Here is a 15,236-nt window from a genome sequence, read left to right on the forward strand (position 1 = left end):
TCGAATCGGTGCGGTAGGGTGATCTGCATTCCACAGGTTTTGCGAACTGCACCACGGCGGTGCGGACACACGTGACGACAGAGGAGTCCCACCTTGGCCCTGCACGAAATCGAGTTCACCTCTCACAACGATCGTGACACGGTCTTCGGCTGGCTCTACACACCGACCACTGAACCTCGAGCCATCATCCACATCATCCACGGACTCGGCGAGCATTCCCGGCGCTACCACCACCTCATCGCCACCCTCGTCGACTCCGGATTCGCCGTCGTCGCCGATGACCATTCCGGTCACGGTCGGACGGCCATGCAGTCGGGAATCTGGGTCGATACAGGCGACGACGCAGCTCGAGTGGTCGTCGCCGACGAACTGACGCTGCAGCGCAAGGCTCGCGAGATCCTCCCGAATCTGCCGTACATCGTGTTCGGTCACAGTTGGGGATCGATGATTGCACGGGTCATGGCCTCCGATCCGACGGCTGGCCTCGCGGGGCTGGCTCTGTGTGGAATCGCTGCGCAGATGCGCGGTATCGATCAGACCATCGACCGTGTCGAACTCGCCGAGGCGGCCACCGGCAACCGACGAGCCGAACCTGCATCCGATCAATTGGTGGGCCAGCTCTTCGACGGATTCGTCGAACGTTTCGGTCCGGATGCCGGCCCCACCGCCTGGGTCGCCCTCGACGAGGCTGTCGTCGCCGATCATGGGCGCGACCCCTTCAACAACTTCGGCGCCCCGATGAGCTCCCGATTCCTGCAGGGCTTCGTCGAACTCTATGACGGTGCCAATGCCGATTCCTGGTACGCGACGATCCCCAGCGGTCTGCCGGTGCTCATCCTCGCAGGTGACCAGGATCCTGTCGCGAACTACGGCGAAGGCGCCTATCACGTCGCGAACCGCCTCCGCGCGACCGGACACGACGATGTGCGCACCCGCGTCTTCGCCGGAGTCCGCCACGAAGTCCACAACGAACCGACCACCCGCCTCGAGGTCGAGGCGGAGATCGTCGACTTCGCTTCCCGCGTCAGCAATCGGACGAGGCCCGTTCAAACGAACGAGAGCTGAATCCGTGAACCCGGCAGAAAGCTCAAACCGCAGTGTGAATTGGCCACAGGCGACACCCATCGTCACCGACAGGCTGCAGCTTGAGCCGCTCGCAGTCCACCATGCGTCGGAGATGGTGGAGACACTGTCCTCACCCGACCTATACACCCATATCGGTGGGACGAGCCCGAGCCGGTCCGAACTCGAACGACTCTATGCACTCCAATCCGCAGGTGCCTCACCGACCGGTGACGCCGGCTGGCTGAACTGGATCGTTCGCGAAACGGCTGAGTCCGCTGCAGTCGGATATGTTCAGGCCACAGTGACAAGAGCCGAAACCGGTTATCAAGCCGACATCGCTTGGGTCATCGGCGTCGACAGCCAGGGGCAGGGATTCGGCACCGAGGCGGCCCGAGCCATGGTCGATTGGCTGGCGGATCATCTCGTGACTGTGGTGCAAGCGGCCATCCATCCTGACAACGCCGCTTCCGCCCGAATCGCTGTCTGTCTCGGACTGCAACCGACCGACGAGATCGACGACGGTGAAGTCATCTGGCGCGCAGAGGCGAGGACAGAGGAATGACCATGTTGACACCGACTACGACGGACCTGCCGGACATCATCGACACTGTCGCGTCCTGGCAACGCGAAGGACTGCCCGTCCAGGTACATCCCGGAGACCTCGGTTGGTATCAGCGTTTCGGGGCCGATGCGCTCGCCTCGGCACTGCGGGTGTGGACTGTCGGCGACGAAGCTGCGGCCGTCGGATTCCTCGACGAATCCGAACTCATCCGAATGGCCATCTCACCCGATCACTCCGATGACCAAGCGCTCGCTGAGGCGATCTTGGCCGATTTCACCGGAGATCTCACCGAACTGCTGCCTGCAGGGAAGGGCATCGTCGAAGCTCGATTCGGATCCGCCCTGCAACATACCCTCACCGAGGCGGGATGGGGATCTGATGAAGCGTGGACCACGCTCCACCGAGATCTGAGCGAACCGATCCCATCCGTTACCCAGCGGATCGAAACGGTCGACCCCGACAGAGCAGATAACCGTATCGCCGACCGTATCGCGGTCGAATCCTCGGCTTTTCCCGGGTCCTCATTGACTGCGGACCGTTGGCGGTCCATGGCCGACGGTCACGCTTACAAGCAGGCCAAATGTCTCGTCGGATTTACCGCCGACGGCGCTCCAGCCGGTGCCACAACCGTTTGGTCGGCCGGTCCTAGGCGCCCCGGTGTCATCGAACCACTCGGCGTCCACGGCGACCACCGGGGTCACGGATTCGGAGTCGAGATGACACTGGCCGCGGCCGCGGCGCTGAGGGAGATGGGGGCGTCGAGCGTCACCGTTGCCACGCCGACATCGAACACAGTCGCCGTCGCCACTTACCGTGCGGCTGGGATGAGCATCCTCGGCGAAGTCAGGGATTTCTGTCGACCCTGAACCGAATCAAACAGACGCACCTGCTATGAACGCCGCCTGCGCGACATGCTGGATCGAATCGTCGATGATCGAGACCATCCGAACGCCACGAGTGACTGCGAGAGTCCAGTTCCTGTCGATGACTTCGTCGAAGTCATCCTCGGAGAGCGTCTTTGCATAGTCGGTGAACGCGTTCAGAGTAGCGGCGAGGTAGTCGACGAGCAGCTGTTGATCGTCGACCTTGATCTCTGCCGCCTGTTCGGGACTGTGTCCGTAGCCGAAGGTCTCGCCGATCTCGCCGAGATCGAACCGGTTCCGGAAGTCCTCCCACTGCTGAGGACGGCCAGTGAGGTCCGAAAGCTGCACATCGATCTCACGGCCGCTGTGCCACAGCAGCCAGGCGACGGAATTCGGATGACCACCCAGACGGCTGTTGAGCTGTTCGGGGGAGAGGTCGGGCAGAGCTTGTGCTGCCTGGAGAGGGCGCTGGGACAGGTCGGTGAGAATGTCGATGCTGTTCATGTCGCCCATTCTGCTCTTCACGTCAACCGCTGTCACCACCGGGGCTCAATCGAGACGGGGCTTGCGACGGTTGCGTTTGATCTCCGACCGCCGCTGTTCGGTCCGGACTCGGCGACGACGGGAATTGCGTGACGGCTTCGTCGCTCGCCTCTGCACCGGCGGAGCCAACGCCTCACGCAGCAGCTGCGCCAGACGCATGCGTGCGTCCTGACGGTTCTTCAGCTGTGACCGCTGCTTCTCCGAAGTCACGGTCACCACGGTGCCCGACAGTCGTGGTGCCAATCGACTGAGCACTCGCTCGCGTTGAACCTCGGTGAGGAATCTCGCTGAGGCCAGGTCGAGGCTCAGTTGCACCCGTGAATCGGAGGTATTGACGTGCTGGCCGCCCGGGCCGGATGACCGGGAGAACTGTTCGGACAGGTCGGACGCGGGGATGACCAGCCCGGCGGGGATACCCGGCCCGGCGGGGACGCGCAGATCACCGTCCATCTCAGTTCGGCTCCGCTTCGCCTTCGCGATCGTCACCGGCGGAGTCTTCTTCGCGCAGCCTCGGCGTGATCTGCAGGTGCGGGCGGATTCCACGCTTGTCGGCGTAGAATTCGCGGATCCGATCCATGTCCGCGGCGATGTCGCCGGTCATCTCCAGGGTCGGGCCCAGCCCCGTCGTCCGGGTCGCGGTATCCAGGTAGCCCAACGTTACGGGCATTCCCGTTGCCATCGCGATGCGATGGAACCCGGATTTCCAATGAGTGTGTCCGCCGCGGGTGCCGTCCGGGGTGATGACGAGCGCGAAGACCTCGCCGTCTCGCATGCGGTCGACCACCTCGGTGACGATCTTGCTCGGATCAGACCGATCGACGGGAATCCCACCGAGTCCCCGCATGATCGGCCCCCGCCAGCCGGTGAACAGGGAATGCTTACCCAGCCAATGGACGTCGACGCGCATGCGCCACGCGATCGCGAGCATGACGACGAAGTCCCAGTTCGAAGTGTGCGGAGCGCCGACGAGGATGGTCGGACGGTTCGGAGCGGGCTCGGTCACGAGGTTCCACTTGCTGAAGGACCAGAAAGCGCGAGCGAGGAGGCGTCGGATCATGAACTCAACGGTAAGGCAAGAGGATGTGTGGGCCTATCGGTGTCCATGGACGTGTGGTGCGAAACGGGCATGAGCGGCTCTCAGTACCGGGAAGAGCCGGCGGTGGGAGAGGACGAATCCGCTTCTGACGAGCAACCGCGGATTATGCCTGCGCCCGCGTCGCCGCCGAGTCGCCTCCTGAGTGAGGATATACGTCGCGACCCTCGGACCACGGCGTGCCGCCTTTTCGAACACAATCACCTCGATATCGTGCCAGGGCAGCAGAGTCCCGGGCAGAACCTCACCGCGCCGGGCCAACGCGACGCCGGTGGGGGAGACGACGAGGGACTCTCGCCTGGACATCCGCACGAACACCCCGATCGGTGCGACGACGAGGCAACCGACGATGCCAGCGACAATTGCCCACATGCGCAGGTTCGCAACGATGACCCATGGGCTGCCTCCGTCACCGAGAGTTGCAGTGACAATGTAGACGAGGAAGGCGAGCAGGCCGATGCCGAGCGGGACCACGATGGTCAAAGCAGTGAAGACGTTGCGTTTCGAGGAAGGGATGACGACCTGCTGTCCACTCTCGAGCCGGCGCACGACGGCGGTCGGGGAGAAGTCGTCGGTCATGGTCCTCAGAATACCGGCGGACTGGGAATAATCGCGCAAGAGGCATCGCTGTACCGATTGCCAAGCAGCACCGACAACGGAGGTAGATATGTCTGATTCAGCTCGTGTCGTCATTCTCGGCGGCCACGGAAAGATCGCGCTCCTGGCCGCGCCCAAACTCAAGGCCGCCGGATACTCGGTCGATGCCGTGATCCGCAATCCCGACCAGTCCTCCGACGTCGAAGCCGCTGAGGCCAACCCGGTCGTCCTCGACATCGAAACCGCCGACACCCAGGCGCTCGCCGACCTGTTCGCCGGAGCCCAGGCTGTCGTCTTCTCCGCAGGCGCCGGCGGCGGCAGCCCGGAGCGGACGAAGGCCGTCGACCTCGAAGCAGCCAAGCGATCCATCGACGCCGCCGAACAGGCCGGGGTCAAGCGCTTCGTCATGGTCTCCTACGCCAGCGCCTCCGTCGACTCGGACCGCGTCGACCCGGAGAGCTCCTTCTACCCCTACGTGCAGGCCAAGAGCGGTGCCGATGAGCACCTGCGAGCCAGCTCGTTGGACTTCACGATCCTCGGGCCCGGCGGACTCACCCTCGAACCCTCGAACGGCAGCGTCCTCATCGCCGATGCGGCCGGCGACCTCGATGGCCAGAAGCCGGCCGACGATGTGCGAGTGACCTCACGCGACCTCGTCGCCGACGTCATCACCCACGTCATCGCCGAGTCCGCTGCGGTGCGCGAGACCGTGAACTTCTATGACGGTCAGACCCCCATCGCCGAGGCGATCCGCTGACCTGAGTCCGACCGCTCCGAGCCGTCACCCGGGTCCGAGCGGCCCACTGACCCGATGGCCCGCCGTTCCGATAGGGAACGGCGGGCCATCGGCATTGTCGCACCGGCAGGGACCGGACCCCGGAGTCCTCGGGCAGATCAGCCTCGGCGATTCCACAATTGATGGGTCAGGCCGCTGGCCGTGGTGAGACTCTCGATCGTGAAGTCCTTCTCCAACCCCTCGAGTCCTTCCCAGAGCCAGACCCCGCGGCCGAGGGTGACCGGGACGATGACGAGGTGCATGAAGTCGACGAGGCCGTCCGCAAGGAACTGTCTGACCATCGAAGGACCGCCGCCGATGCGGACATTGCCGCCGTCAGCGGCAGCGCTCGCCTCGGCGAGTGCCTCCGCGGGCGACGCGTCGATGAAGTGGAAACTCGTGCCGTTGTCGAACTCCATCGGCTCCCGTGGATGATGAGTGAGAACGAAGCACGGGGTCTTGAACGGCGGCTCCTCACCCCACCAGCCACGCCAGCCGTCGTCGGGCCACGGCCCCGTCTGGGGACCGAACTTCTTCCGGCCCATGATCTCGGCTCCGATGCCCTGCCCCCACATGGCGAACAGAGCGCGGTCTGCGGTCACCGGGGCGTCGACCTTGTCCACGCCCTCGATGCCGCGGCCGTCGAAGTAGGAGAACAGTGCTTGGGCTTCGCCGATCGGCTGATCGAAGGTGACGAACTCGCCGGCAGCGAATCCGTCGAGGGAGACGAAGAGGTTGTTGACACACGCTTTGGCCATGTGCACTCCAATGTGATGGTTCGGCTGATGTCTTCAGTCCGACGGATGGCGTGGGTTCCGGGGAAGTGGACCCAGTGTAAGATTAAGTAGTTTCAGAATGCAATCACTGGAGGTGGGGCGATGCCTGCACAGCCGCGTTCAGGATGTGCGATCAATGCCGCCGTCGAGGTCCTCGGCGACAACTGGTCGCTCATCGTCCTGCGGGACATCATCTTCGGCAATCGTCGGCACTTCCGCGAGCTGCTCACCCACAATGATGAGGGCATAGCCTCGAACATGCTCGCCAGTCGTCTGAGGAAGCTCATCGACGAAGGGCTGCTGACAAAAGCGGAAGCCGCACGCGGGCAGCGAGCCCAGTACACCCTCACCGAGGCTGGAATCCAGACTCTGCCGGTCATGGTCGCCCTCGGAACGTGGGGAATGACCCACCGGGAGACCTCGCCGGAGCTGACGATCCGATCCAGAATCATGGCCGATGACTCCCGACTCGTCGCAGGTCTCGTGGATGAGCTTCGGGAGACCCACCTCGGGGTGCCGCGCCCGAATCCTGACGAACCGCGTTCCTCGGAGCGACTGCAGGCCGCCTACGAGGCCGAGATCTCGGGAAGCTGATTCGGGTGGGCCTACTGCCCGGGCAGTCTCAGTCGCTCCAGCAGCTTCCTTGAGGTGATCGAGACGATGCCGACCAATCTGCCGTCTGCCACGGTGCATGCCATGAGTCCCAAACGGTGACCGCTTGCGGTCAGAACGAGCAGACCCGGCTCGCCGTTGACGTTGACCTTTCGAACTTCGATCCTGTCCGGATCGCCGCGCCGAATCGCTGCGAGCACCTCGTTCGCACCCATCCGGACCATGTGGCCGCGGGCGTTGCTGCGGTGCCACGTCAGTCCCGGGTCGAGAAAGTGCAGCAGAGCGTCGAAGTCTCCAAGCCGTGCGGCAGTGAGGAATGCGTCGACGACAGCACGGCGCTGTGAAAGTTCTCCGGACGGTGGTGGTGTGTCCTTGACCTTGCGCCGGGCTCGACTGGCGGCCATCTTCGCGGCGGCTTCCGAAGATCCGATGACGGCCGCGATTTCGGCAAAGGGCACTGAGAACATGTCGTGGAGGACGAACGCGACTCGCTCCTCCGGGCGCAGCGAGTCGAGCACGATGAGCATGGCCGGTCCGAGCGAATCCGACAACGTTGCGTTCTGCTCGGGCGTCGGGTCATCCTCGTCGACGATGGCTTCGCTGACCCAGGCGTCAAGCGACGATTCTCCCCGAGCGGTGCGTCGGCGGAGCACATCGAGACAGATGCGTCCGACGACCCGGGTCAGCCACCCGCCGAGATTGTCTATGGACTCCGGTCCGTTCCGCTCCCAGCGGAGCCATGTTTCCTGAACGGCATCCTCGGCGTCCGAATGCGAGCCGAGCACTCTCGTGGCCAACGCAGTCAGGCGAGGGCGATGAGCTTCGAACTCTGAGGTCGCAGATGACTGCGCGATGGTTGTTACCTTTCCTGGCGGCGGTGCGTCAACAGAGTGAGAGTCCGACCGGGCTCTTTCGGCAAAGGAGAATCGCAATGATGGACATCGTACTATGGGTCGTCGCCGCCGCAATGGCAGTGGCCTTCGGCATCGGCGGAGCCTCGCAGGTGATCCTGTCCAAGGAGAAGTATCGGGCGCTGGCTCGCAGCCAGCACTGGGTGGACGATTTCAGTCCGGGGCACATCAAAGTCATCGGAACCATCAAGCTCCTCGGCGTGATCGGACTGATCGTGCCCCCGCTGGCGGGAATCCTTCCGGTTCTCTCGCCGATCGCGGCGTGTGGACTCATGCTGGTGATGGCTGGGGCGGCGACGACACGATTTCGACGCAGCGAATGGGGCCTGATGGCGGGGGACACCGCATACCTGCTGGTATTTGCGTTCCTCGCATGGGGCCGGTTTGCGTTGGCCCCGTTCGGGGGCTGAGCTGAGCGTCGCTCTTGTTCCCGGGGCCGATGTGTGCTTCTATGGAATAAGTGATTGCAGAATGCAATCACTCAATCTCAAGACTGATCCCGAAGGAGCGATCATGATCACCGGACTCATGGCCAATATCGTTGTCACCAGCGAGAAGGAAGCGACCGAATGGTATTCCCGACTCTTCGAAAGACAGCCGGATGACAAGCCGATGGCGGGGCTGGCCCAATGGCTCTTCGACGAGAGGATCGGAATCCAGATCTGGGAGGACCCGCAGCGACCCGGACGCTCCAACGTGGTTCTCGACATGGACGACCTCGACAAGATGACCGCGCATCTGCGAGCGGCCGGAATCGACCACGACGAACCATCCCCAGGAGGCGGACAGCGCATCCTGCCGGTCACCGATCCGGACGGAAACCAGGTGGTGTTCTTCGGTGAGTGAGGCGGCATCCGACCAGAGGGCGCCGGTGACCGCGACGATCAGCCTCAGCGCTGACTTCGAGCATCCGGCCTCGAAGGTGTGGAACGCCTTCGCCGATACGGATCAGCGCGTGCAGTGGGGAGTCCCCGAGGGAGAGGAGATGGTGTGCGACATCGACGAATTCCGTCCGGGCGGTGCGATCCGGGCCCGCTGTGGGTCATCGGGAGAACTCGAGTTCGTCTCCACCGGGCAGTACTGCTCACTTGAGCCGGGACGTCACATCGTCACAACAGAGACTCTCACCAAAGACGATGAGATCCTCTCGACGGCCATCATCACCTGGACCCTGACCGCCATCCCGACAGGCACCCGGGTCGAGCTCGTCGACCAGGTCGTGTCCTTCGTCGGTCAGGGAATGATCGACGGACACCGCAACGGCCATGACATCTGCCTGCGACAGCTCGGCGAATTCCTCAGTTCGTGAGGTCCGCGGCCCACGGCAGATCCGCACCCTCACGGCTGACCGTGATCGCCGCAAGCGCCGATGCACGATCTCCTAGGGCTGTGAGTTCTGCCGTGCTGAGATCGGACACAGCGTTCTCCTGTGCATTCAGGTCGTGGATGAGCGAGACCATGAACGTATCCCCGGCCCCGATCGTGTCTTTGACTTCCACCTTCCTTGAGGTCACCGATGCCCGCGCCGAGGCCGTCGCCACGATCGCACCCTCACCACCGCGAGTCATGGCGACCAGATTCGCCCCGAGGCTGAGAAGACGGTCGACCTGTGCGGACTCGTCGAGATCGGGATAGAGCCAGTTCGCATCGACGTCGCTGAGTTTGAGAACGTCGACTCGACGAGCCAACTCCTCGAATCGCGGCAGCACATCCTCGCGGGCGCCGATGATCGACGGTCGGATATTCGGGTCGAAGGAGATGAGCGGACGAAGATGCGTACCGGAAGCGCCGGTCGCAGAGGCGAGGACATCATCGATGGCTGCGGCGCCGGGCGAAAGGAATGCCGCAATCGAACCGACATGCACAACAGAGCGAGACGCGTCCTTGAGCAGGGAAGAGTCAGGATCCCACCGCAGGTGGAACTCGTACTCGGCCGAGCCGTCATCGGCGAGGCGAGCCAGCGCCGTCGACGTGGCGCCACGTGGTGAAGCGAGCACGGCGACCTGAGACTCCTGAAGATGAGCGAGAAGGAACCCGCCGTGGAAATCATCGCCGACATCGGTGAGGAACTCGACATCGTCGCCGAGGCGGCCCAGGCCGAGAGCGACATTGGCTGGAGCTCCACCCGGTGCATATCGGTCTGGACTCCCGGGCGTGCTGACGATGTCGATGAGGGCCTCACCGATGACGAGAATGCTCATGGGCACGATTCTAAGGTGAAAAGTCTTCTCCAGTTGAGACCTGCATAAATAGGACGGAAATCGATGAATGATATTAATTCTCCTCATGTCATGTCAGTGCCGTCTGGGATTGTGTGGCCATGGACAAGAACACCATTGACAACGACGTCAGAACGATCATCGACGAGGAGACCGCCCGTGTCTTCGCTCCGCGCCCCGGCGAATGCCTGGCCTGCTACGTGTTCCGACAACTCGGCGAATTCGGCTGCAACGGCACCCACCGGTTCGCGGAAGGCTTCCGCGACCGTACGGCTCCACGCGCCACGGCTCTTCTCGCGCGGCTGAGCAGCATGGGTGCCTGCTGCTGTGACTGTGAAATGTTCCTCAACGCCTTCACCTTCGCCGCCAAACCGTGGATCACCAGCATGCCGTTCGGTGAAGTCATCGGCACTCCCTTCGGCAGCGAGGAAGCCATCGACATGAGAGAAAGGTTCGGAATCGACGAACCTCCCTCGGCGAAGCTCTACCTCTGCTGCCGACTGGTGAGACGGGGATCAACCCAAGCCTGCGGAAACTGGGCCCGCATCCGACGGTGGTGACACAGCCGGATCCGGCAGAATAGAACCATGCCTGCCGCTCTGCCGCTCTTCCTCGACTGCGACCCCGGAATCGACGATGCTATTGCACTGGCCTACCTGTGCTGCCAAGACGACGTCGACGTTGTCGGCATCGCCGCATCCGGAGGCAACGTCGCCACCGCACAAGTCGTCGAGAACACCCGCGGATGGCTGTCGCTGGCCGGACGCAGCGACATTCCCGTCCACGCCGGCCACAGCCTTCCGCTGGCATGGCGGGTCCTGCAGATGGATCCGCAGGCAGCGGAGACGGCAACGGGCGAAGCCCTGGAATATGCCGACCTCACCCATGGGGAGTCCGGGCGGGGATATGCGCGGCTGCCGACCCCGAGCACGCCGGTGAGTTCGGTGACGGCGGCTCAGGCCTGGGTCGATGCTGCCCACGCCCATCCCGGACAGCTCCTCGGTGTCGTCATCGGTCCAGCCACGAATCTTGCCCTGGCCCTCGAAATCGACCCGGAACTCCCGAGTCTGTTCAAACGTCTCTTCATCATGGGAGGAGCGTTCAACTACCGGGGCAACACCCACCCGACGACGGAATGGAATGTCACCTTCGACCCTGAGTCCACCGCCCAGGTGCTTGCCGCTTTCGACCGCACCAGACAGGAGGAGAGGCTGGCCCACCTTCCGGTCATCGCCCCGATCGAAGCGACCGAAGCCGTTGAGATGACACCCGAGCGTCTCGCCACCATCCTCGACGGATCCTCTGCCGGTGGTGCCGATGACCGCTGGCAATCAGTACTCGCACAACTGGCCGAGGCGCTTCGGTTCTACTTCGAATTCCACGAAACCGACGGGCTCGGCTACCTCGCCCACATCCACGACCCGTTCGTCCTCGCCTGCGCTCTGTCCTGGGCTCGGCAAGACACCACAACGTCGACCGGAACAGAGCTCGAGGGATCGGACTCCGACTCCCGGGAGCCGTCCGCCCCGGTGCCCGTGAGGGGAAGTGCGGGGGACCTGCCATGGGCGTCGACGCTGTGGGCACCTGTCGATGTCGAACTCACGGGTACACTCACACGAGGCGAAACCGTCGCCGACTGGCTGGGGCGGTGGGGCCGCCCCGTGAACGCAGAGATCATCCGCGCCATCGACGCTCCTGCCTTCCTCGACCACCTGAGCGCCACCCTGATGAAAGGACCACCCGCATGACCGCACACTCCAGACAGTCTGGGCAGGGGCCGACCACCACGGTCGGTCCCGGACAAAACCGCAACCGCACTCTTCCCCTCATCCTCACACTGCTCGGCACCCTCATCGTCATCGGCACCTACGTCGCCGTACTCCTCACCCAACCTGCCAACCTCGGCGTTGACCTCGGATACACCACTCTGTGGGTCATGCTCGGCTATCTCGGCGGAGGAGTTCTGCTCGCCGCAGGCACTCTCCCGCTCATTCCCCGCAGCGTTCTCGCGCTCATCCCGGTCGCCATCGCCCTCAACGTCGTCATCGGGCAGATCATCGGCAACTACACGCCTGTGCCCCTCTACCTCGACTCCATCGGAACCGTGCTCATCGGCGTCCTGGCAGGCCCCGCAGCAGGTGCCTTCACGGGAATCATCTCGAACCTCATCTGGGGCGTGACCCTGAGCCCCAGCGTCATCGCCTTCAGCTCCGGGGCCGCCTTCATCGGCGCCGCCGCCGGCTGGGCAGCAAGGCTCGGAGTCTTCCGCACACCCTGGACCGCGATCATCGTCGGCGCCGTCGCCGGTGTTCCCGCCGGCGCCATCGGAGCACCCGTCGCCGCTTATGTCTTCGGCGGCGGGCTGGGGGCCGGCACCGGGGGAGTCGTCGCGATCCTCCAAGCGACGGGCCTCGAGATGTTCAATGCCACCTTCGCTCAGAGCATGGTCTCCGACATCGTCGACAAGGCGCTCATCTTCGCCCTCGCCTATGTCGTCATCCAGTCGCTGCCCAAACGCATCGTCGGTCGCTACGAGTTCGCCGCTCATAGTCGCCCCCGGGCGAAGAAGTCCGACGGCCCCGATCTGACCAAACAGGCCGAATCGGCACAGCCGGCGGAATGAGTCACGCCTCTTCCGACATGCACGCCGCCGTTGACGCGGCTGAGGCTCACCGCCCGAAGCGTCGTCTGCACCCTGCCACGGAATTGATCATCCTTGCCTGCAGCCTGCTGCTCGTCTTCGGAATCCCCTCTCCGATCGTGCCGGTCATCATCCTGACCGGCACGGTCGTGACCGTGACAGTCTCACCCGCCGTGCGACTGCGGGAATGGGCGATGACAGTAGGTCTCCTGTGCCTGCCGACTCTGGTTGTGCTGATCGTCGTGCAGGGGCTGTTCTACCCCGGAACCGATGTGCATGTGCTCTGGCAGGTCGGACCCGCTCGCCTCAGCGTCGAAGGACTGAGCATCGCCGTTCAGATCTGGCTGCGGGTGAGCGCCCTGATCGGGCTGTGCGCGATGTTCGGTCTGGGTGCCGACTCCGCTCGCCTCTTCGACGGTCTGCGTCGACTTCGTCTGCCCTCGGCAGTCGCCTATATGTGCGCCTCTGCCATCGGTCTCATCCCAATGATCGGCGCACGCACCCGACACATCATCGAAGCCAGACAGGCCCGCGGCTGGGCCACCGACTCCTGGCGGGTGCGCATCCGACTGCTGCCGGGAATCGTCACAGGACTCGTCACCGCGATCCTGCTGACCGTCGACCAACGTCACGACGTGCTCGAATCCAGCGGACTCAATTCGAACGCGACCGCGACTGCGCTCCAGGACCACACGGACGGGACAGGGCAGAGCCTCCTGCGGATCCTGACTCCGCTCGTGAGCATCGGACTCATCGTCGCCTCGGTGACGGGATCCCTCCCGCTGCCGGGCGCCGCGCAGCTGATCGGCGGTGCCTGAGATGACCGTTTCGATCACGGACGCGTGGTTCACCTATCGTGGAGAGGACACTGCCGCGCTGAGCGGAATCACTTTCGACGTTGTCAGCGGCACCATGACCGCAGTGCTCGGACCGCTCGGATCGGGAACGTCGACTCTCTGCCGCCTGTTCGCCGGACAGCTCGTCTCTCGGGGAGCCCTGACCGGCACCATCGACCGGAACGGAACCGTGGCGCTGCTCGGCGATGACCCGGAAGCGCAACTGAGCGGAATGACCAGCCACGTCGGTGACGAGTCCCAGCTGGCGTGTCGACTGTACGGGCATGATCCGGCCGATGCCCACCGCCGAGCCCGGAACCTGCTCGAGCTCCTCGGCATCGGAGACCTATGGAACCGACGGCTGGACACGCTCTCCGGAGGGCAGAGGCAACTGGTCGCGGTGGCACGGATCCTCGCACCCGGGCCCGACCTGCTCGTTCTCGACCAACCAGCACAGTCCTTGGATCCGCAGATGCGTGTGCGCCTGGTGACAGTGCTGCAGGAATTCTGTGATCGGGGAGGGGCTGTGCTCATCACCGGTCATCAGACTGACGAACTGACCCGGATCTGCGAAGAGGTCCGCTTCCTTGACGCCGGTCGGCTGCAGACGGCGACTCCCACGGTTCGATCCGTCGGAATCTGGGACAGCCGCCCGAACGATGATGCGACTCTCTCGACGATGCTGAGGTCACAGGCAGATCCGCTGCTCACCGTTCGCGACCTCACCGTGGATCGGGGGAGCAGCCGAATCCTCGACGGCCTCGACCTCGATCTGCGGCCCGGCGAACTCACCTCAGTCACCGGTGCCAACGGGGCCGGCAAGTCCACGCTTCTGCGGGCCCTCCTCGGCCTGCTCGACCGGTCGGCGTCCGTGACGGGCACGATCACAGTCAGCCGCCTCGGCGAGATGATCCGATTGGACACCCTGCCCGCCCACGCGCGCAGTGCTCACCTCGGATGGGTGGGACAGGATGCAGGACTGCAGCTCTCCGCAGCCACAGTGGCACGCGAACTGCTTCACGCCGCTCCGCTGCCGCCGCATCGACGGCGAGACCGAAAGCGAGTGCGCGACCATCGCCTGGCAGCCGCAGACAGCGTCCTCGCCGAGGCGGACCTGACCGAGGTCGCCGACGACCATCCCTTCGACCTCGATGTGGCCAGGCGCAAAGACATCGTCATCGCCTCGGCTCTGATGACCGAGACCACGGTGCTGCTGCTTGACGAACCGACGATCGGGCGCGACCTCGCGGCAATGACCCGACTGAACGCGATTATCGAGTCGTTCCTCAACAGTGGAGGCGCTGTCCTGGCAACAACACACGACCAGCGCTGGGCGAACGAGTTCGCGCACCGCAGACTGCGGCTTATCGACGGGCGAGCCCGGTCATGATGGAATGGCGGGCGGATATTTGAGAGCGGATGACAGCGGTCAGTAGTCGAAGGAATCGTCTCCGGCGGCTGCGGGGCTGCGCAGCCTCTGCAGGTGCAGATGCCTGATGAGGCGGATGACCGGGCGAATGAGCATCTCGACACTGCCGATGACGAACAGCCAGGTTCCCGAATAGGTCAGTGATTCGGAGAAGAACATGAAGCTGCCGATGAGGAACCACAGGCCGATGAGCACATCATTGGCGATGCTGATCACCTGGTAGCGCTGCCGGACGACGAGTTCCTCCCGCCCGATCCGCAGATGAAGATCCGGATTGTGCTCGGTCAACACTCTCTCCTTTCCCGCTGAATCTG

General features: G+C 64.0%; 21 protein-coding genes. 13 read left to right on the forward strand and 8 right to left on the reverse strand.

Going from position 1 to position 15,236, the window contains the following annotated elements; translation table 11 throughout:
• Window positions 1-93 precede the first annotated feature (93 nt).
• Genes ACOZ9V_RS07575 through ACOZ9V_RS07585 form a run of 3 tightly spaced genes read left to right on the forward strand, consistent with a single transcriptional unit; the run spans window position 94 to window position 2,493 of the window.
• Window positions 94-1,065, forward strand: a complete 972-nt coding sequence (locus ACOZ9V_RS07575; RefSeq protein WP_434594895.1) for an alpha/beta fold hydrolase — start codon at window positions 94-96, stop codon at window positions 1,063-1,065.
• Between the two features lie 34 nt (window positions 1,066-1,099).
• A complete protein-coding gene (locus ACOZ9V_RS07580; protein ID WP_139466848.1) occupies window positions 1,100-1,627 on the forward strand; it encodes a GNAT family N-acetyltransferase in 528 nt (175 codons plus the stop codon).
• Between the two features lie 2 nt (window positions 1,628-1,629).
• The gene (locus ACOZ9V_RS07585) at window positions 1,630-2,493 is read left to right on the forward strand and encodes a GNAT family N-acetyltransferase (protein WP_219922125.1); all 864 of its coding nucleotides are present in this window, start codon (window positions 1,630-1,632) and stop codon (window positions 2,491-2,493) included.
• A 6-nt stretch (window positions 2,494-2,499) separates the two neighbouring features.
• Here ACOZ9V_RS07585 and ACOZ9V_RS07590 read toward each other — a convergent pair whose 3' ends face one another.
• The 4 genes from ACOZ9V_RS07590 to ACOZ9V_RS07605 are packed head-to-tail and all read right to left on the reverse strand — an operon-like array spanning window position 2,500 to window position 4,705.
• Complete coding sequence (locus tag ACOZ9V_RS07590) at window positions 2,500-2,994, reverse strand: mycothiol transferase (protein ID WP_181270397.1); 495 nt, start codon at window positions 2,992-2,994, stop codon at window positions 2,500-2,502.
• Between the two features lie 45 nt (window positions 2,995-3,039).
• Entirely contained in the window at window positions 3,040-3,483 is a 444-nt protein-coding gene (gene arfB / locus ACOZ9V_RS07595) for an alternative ribosome rescue aminoacyl-tRNA hydrolase ArfB (RefSeq protein ID WP_139467401.1), read from the reverse strand.
• 1 nt (window position 3,484) lies between these two features.
• Window positions 3,485-4,090 (reverse strand): 1-acyl-sn-glycerol-3-phosphate acyltransferase, encoded by a 606-nt coding sequence (locus ACOZ9V_RS07600; protein ID WP_139466851.1) that lies wholly within the window; start codon window positions 4,088-4,090, stop codon window positions 3,485-3,487.
• A 33-nt stretch (window positions 4,091-4,123) separates the two neighbouring features.
• A complete protein-coding gene (locus ACOZ9V_RS07605) occupies window positions 4,124-4,705 on the reverse strand; it encodes a hypothetical protein (protein WP_434594900.1) in 582 nt (193 codons plus the stop codon).
• Window positions 4,706-4,793: 88 nt separating this feature from the next.
• On the opposite strand from ACOZ9V_RS07605, the gene ACOZ9V_RS07610 reads away from it, so the two are divergent.
• Complete coding sequence (locus ACOZ9V_RS07610; RefSeq protein ID WP_434594903.1) at window positions 4,794-5,480, forward strand: SDR family oxidoreductase; 687 nt, start codon at window positions 4,794-4,796, stop codon at window positions 5,478-5,480.
• A gap of 137 nt (window positions 5,481-5,617) precedes the next feature.
• Here the strand turns inward: ACOZ9V_RS07610 and ACOZ9V_RS07615 are convergent, their stop codons facing one another.
• Complete coding sequence (locus tag ACOZ9V_RS07615; protein WP_434594906.1) at window positions 5,618-6,256, reverse strand: dihydrofolate reductase family protein; 639 nt, start codon at window positions 6,254-6,256, stop codon at window positions 5,618-5,620.
• A gap of 120 nt (window positions 6,257-6,376) precedes the next feature.
• Here ACOZ9V_RS07615 and ACOZ9V_RS07620 point away from each other — a divergent pair, with 120 nt between their 5' ends.
• Window positions 6,377-6,868, forward strand: a complete 492-nt coding sequence (locus tag ACOZ9V_RS07620; RefSeq protein WP_139466855.1) for a winged helix-turn-helix transcriptional regulator — start codon at window positions 6,377-6,379, stop codon at window positions 6,866-6,868.
• A gap of 11 nt (window positions 6,869-6,879) precedes the next feature.
• On the opposite strand, the gene ACOZ9V_RS07625 is transcribed toward ACOZ9V_RS07620, so the two are convergent.
• A complete protein-coding gene (locus ACOZ9V_RS07625; protein WP_434595369.1) occupies window positions 6,880-7,740 on the reverse strand; it encodes a sigma-70 family RNA polymerase sigma factor in 861 nt (286 codons plus the stop codon).
• Between the two features lie 77 nt (window positions 7,741-7,817).
• Between ACOZ9V_RS07625 and ACOZ9V_RS07630 the strand changes: the two genes are divergently transcribed.
• From ACOZ9V_RS07630 to ACOZ9V_RS07640, 3 genes are all read left to right on the forward strand, one after another.
• Window positions 7,818-8,207 carry a DoxX family protein gene (locus ACOZ9V_RS07630; protein ID WP_259356664.1) on the forward strand — a complete coding sequence of 130 codons (390 nt, stop codon included), beginning with the start codon at window positions 7,818-7,820 and terminating at the stop codon, window positions 8,205-8,207.
• A gap of 103 nt (window positions 8,208-8,310) precedes the next feature.
• Window positions 8,311-8,643, forward strand: a complete 333-nt coding sequence (locus tag ACOZ9V_RS07635; RefSeq protein ID WP_434594909.1) for a VOC family protein — start codon at window positions 8,311-8,313, stop codon at window positions 8,641-8,643.
• Window positions 8,636-9,106, forward strand: a complete 471-nt coding sequence (locus ACOZ9V_RS07640; RefSeq protein WP_259356666.1) for an SRPBCC domain-containing protein — start codon at window positions 8,636-8,638, stop codon at window positions 9,104-9,106. The genes ACOZ9V_RS07635 and ACOZ9V_RS07640 overlap by 8 nt, the downstream gene beginning before the upstream one ends.
• Here ACOZ9V_RS07640 and ACOZ9V_RS07645 read toward each other — a convergent pair.
• Window positions 9,096-9,998, reverse strand: coding sequence for a carbohydrate kinase family protein (locus tag ACOZ9V_RS07645; protein ID WP_434594913.1), 903 nt, complete (start codon window positions 9,996-9,998; stop codon window positions 9,096-9,098). The two genes, ACOZ9V_RS07640 and ACOZ9V_RS07645, sit on opposite strands and share 11 nt — an antisense overlap.
• Window positions 9,999-10,117: 119 nt before the next feature.
• On the opposite strand from ACOZ9V_RS07645, the gene ACOZ9V_RS07650 reads away from it, so the two are divergent.
• Genes ACOZ9V_RS07650 through ACOZ9V_RS07670 form a run of 5 tightly spaced genes read left to right on the forward strand, consistent with a single transcriptional unit; the run spans window position 10,118 to window position 14,883 of the window.
• Window positions 10,118-10,576, forward strand: a complete 459-nt coding sequence (locus tag ACOZ9V_RS07650) for a DUF2695 domain-containing protein (RefSeq protein ID WP_259356668.1) — start codon at window positions 10,118-10,120, stop codon at window positions 10,574-10,576.
• A 27-nt stretch (window positions 10,577-10,603) separates the two neighbouring features.
• Window positions 10,604-11,764, forward strand: a complete 1,161-nt coding sequence (locus ACOZ9V_RS07655; RefSeq protein ID WP_434594916.1) for a nucleoside hydrolase — start codon at window positions 10,604-10,606, stop codon at window positions 11,762-11,764.
• Complete coding sequence (locus ACOZ9V_RS07660) at window positions 11,761-12,639, forward strand: histidine kinase (protein WP_139466861.1); 879 nt, start codon at window positions 11,761-11,763, stop codon at window positions 12,637-12,639. The genes ACOZ9V_RS07655 and ACOZ9V_RS07660 overlap by 4 nt, the downstream gene beginning before the upstream one ends.
• Window positions 12,640-12,656: 17 nt before the next feature.
• The gene (locus ACOZ9V_RS07665; RefSeq protein ID WP_434594919.1) at window positions 12,657-13,475 is read left to right on the forward strand and encodes an energy-coupling factor transporter transmembrane component T family protein; all 819 of its coding nucleotides are present in this window, start codon (window positions 12,657-12,659) and stop codon (window positions 13,473-13,475) included.
• A 1-nt stretch (window position 13,476) separates the two neighbouring features.
• Window positions 13,477-14,883, forward strand: coding sequence for an ATP-binding cassette domain-containing protein (locus tag ACOZ9V_RS07670; protein WP_139907527.1), 1,407 nt, complete (start codon window positions 13,477-13,479; stop codon window positions 14,881-14,883).
• Between the two features lie 39 nt (window positions 14,884-14,922).
• Here the strand turns inward: ACOZ9V_RS07670 and ACOZ9V_RS07675 are convergent, their stop codons facing one another.
• Window positions 14,923-15,210: a YrhK family protein gene (locus ACOZ9V_RS07675; protein ID WP_139466864.1), complete on the reverse strand. Its 288-nt coding sequence runs from the start codon at window positions 15,208-15,210 to the stop codon at window positions 14,923-14,925.
• Window positions 15,211-15,236: the final 26 nt, after the last annotated feature.

This window comes from Brevibacterium sp. 1718 (assembly GCF_051131255.1).
GTDB classification, from domain to species: domain Bacteria; phylum Actinomycetota; class Actinomycetes; order Actinomycetales; family Brevibacteriaceae; genus Brevibacterium; species Brevibacterium sediminis.